The following is a 2259-nucleotide window of genomic DNA, read 5'->3' as shown; positions in this document are numbered from 1 at the left end:
TGTGAGCATAGTTATCAGCTCACTACTCGTGATGTCTATGAATGTAGTCAGTGTCATAAACAAACATCTGTCACCGCAGATACTGTATTCCATGGTAGCCGTATTCCCTTAGCGAAGTGGTTTTGGGCCATCTACTTTCTCGGCTCAGATAAAGGCAGCATTTCAGCATTGAGACTCAGTAAACTCATAGAGGTTAATTGGCGAACGGCACGCTTAATATTGAGCAAGTTGAGAACGGCAATGGGTCATAGAGACAGTCTATATAGGCTTTCAGGTCTCATTGAAATGGATGATGCCTTCGTTGGGGGAAAGAGAAAAGGTAAACGCGGACGTGGAGCCGCAGGGTAAACGCCTGTGTTAATTGCTGTTGAAAGCAAAGTGAAACGCGCGGGATTTATCGCTATGCAGGCCGTCGACAGTGTTTGTCATGAAGCCGTTAACGATTTTGTTGCTAGGCACTTAAATGCACAGCAAGAAGTTCATACTGACGGACTAGCCGCTTTGAATATCATAGATAACACTCAACAGCATGAAGCTAGGGTTACACCGAGTGAGTTGGTCGATGAATGGTTGCCTTGGGTTCATATTGCAATAGGTAACTTAAAAGCCTTTTTACTCGGCACATTTCATGGAGTTTCGGGAAAATACCTTCACGAATACCTTAGTGAGTTCTGTTATCGGTTTAACCGAAGAAAAATGGAAAAAGAAATCCCTAATAGGCGGTTAAATCTGGCAATAATTCATGCGCCGGTACATTCGTACTGAGTGAGGTACATAAGCATGTATCTTTATCGGCCTGAGATATGATCGAGGACAAGTCCATATTGAACAGAGTGTTGCACTTATTACTTGAATCCAGCTTCAACCACATAGTGGCCTACGTTGGCCGAGATAGATAAGCTGGTTCCAAGATTCTTTATTATGGGGCCCAGCGACATTGAGTGACGAGCGCGAGCGCTTCTTCAACATCAGTTTCCGGCCAGTTATCATGCTTTTCTTAACCATAGAGAAGATAACTAATGCTAAATGATTAAATCTAGGTGCATAAAGTCATACTTTAGTGCTTACCTCTGAGCTAGAACATCATAGCCTTGTCTGGCAAGCATCTCGGTGAGCGTGATCAAGGGCAACCCAATTAAGGTGTTGGGATCTTTTCCCTCTAAGCGCTCAAACAGGGCAATGCCCAGGCCTTCACATTTGAAACTACCTGCACAGTAATATGGCTGCTCTTTCGATAGGTAATATTCGATCTGCTGTGGAGATAAGTGCCTGAAGTGCACTTTGAAGGTTTCACAAAGACTGTCGTTATGACCCGAAGTAATATTATGCAGTGAAATACCCGTGTAAAAGGTGATGACTTTACCCGATGAAGCCGTCAGCTGTTTCACTGCGGTCTCGTGGTCTAAAGGCTTGCCTATTATCTTACCATCGATGACCGCGACTTGATCTGAGCCAATGACTAGGCCTTGAGGATATTGCAGTGCACCGGCTTTAGCCTTAGCTTCGGCTAACCTTATTACCAACTCTGCAGGCGACTCATCGACTAAGTGGGTTTCATCGACTCGTGGATCACAACAGCAGAAGGGCAAGTCGAGCTTAGCTAAGATCTGTTTTCTGTATTGAGAGGTTGACGCTAAGATGATGGGTGTCGACATGATATGAATGTCCTCGAGGGGCAGAAGATGATTTCACTGAAGCGTTTTTATAAAATTGTGTAAGTTCGAGTATAAGTTCGTTTCAGCAATTATGCCCCGCAGTTTAGCCCTGTTATTGTGCAGGTTACACGCACTTTGGAAGTTTCTTCACTAAAATGGGTTTGAACGTTGCTATTTTAAGCATGAAACACTTGAGTAAATGGGACAGCTTGGGTAAAATTTCTAATCCATCAATTTTTGTTTTCAGAGTTAAAACGAATCAATGATTTCCTTCTTCTTTATTAAGATTGGAAATTTCCTTTGACTCTGAGGATTTCAAACTATAGTATGCGCGCCTTATGCAAACAGTAAAGATACCGGTTTCAATCGATCCAATACGTGCGGCCTCGAGTCAGCTTTCCTTTGAAGGCCTGATCCCGGGTAAGCAATTAAAACGGTTGAATGAGTTAAGTGCCGGCGACTGTTCCAATGTGACAGTGTCGTTACAATGTGGTGAAGATTTACAGGGGATAGTCTACCTTAAAGGGAAGGCTGTGACGGAGCTCACTCTGATATGTCAACGCTGCATGACGCTATTTACCACAGAGGTACGGTCGACTTCAGT

Annotated in this window: 1 protein-coding gene and 2 pseudogenes; 2 read left to right on the top strand and 1 reads right to left on the bottom strand. The window is 43.7% G+C overall.

Annotation, left to right across the window (positions count from 1 at the left end; genetic code table 11):
* A pseudogene (locus KT99_RS19630) lies at positions 1-765 on the top strand (IS1595-like element ISSbe2 family transposase); the annotation flags it as partial.
* 299 nt (positions 766-1064) lie between these two features.
* Here the strand turns inward: KT99_RS19630 and KT99_RS19625 are convergent.
* Positions 1065-1655: a Maf family protein gene (locus KT99_RS19625; protein WP_005503762.1), complete on the bottom strand. Its 591-nt coding sequence runs from the start codon at positions 1653-1655 to the stop codon at positions 1065-1067.
* Positions 1656-1993: 338 nt separating this feature from the next.
* Between KT99_RS19625 and KT99_RS19620 the strand changes: the two are divergent.
* A pseudogene (locus tag KT99_RS19620) lies at positions 1994-2259 on the top strand (23S rRNA accumulation protein YceD); the annotation flags it as partial.

Source organism: Shewanella benthica KT99 (assembly GCF_000172075.1).
Classification (GTDB): domain Bacteria; phylum Pseudomonadota; class Gammaproteobacteria; order Enterobacterales; family Shewanellaceae; genus Shewanella; species Shewanella benthica_A.
This window is presented reverse-complemented; position numbering and strand designations above follow the sequence as displayed.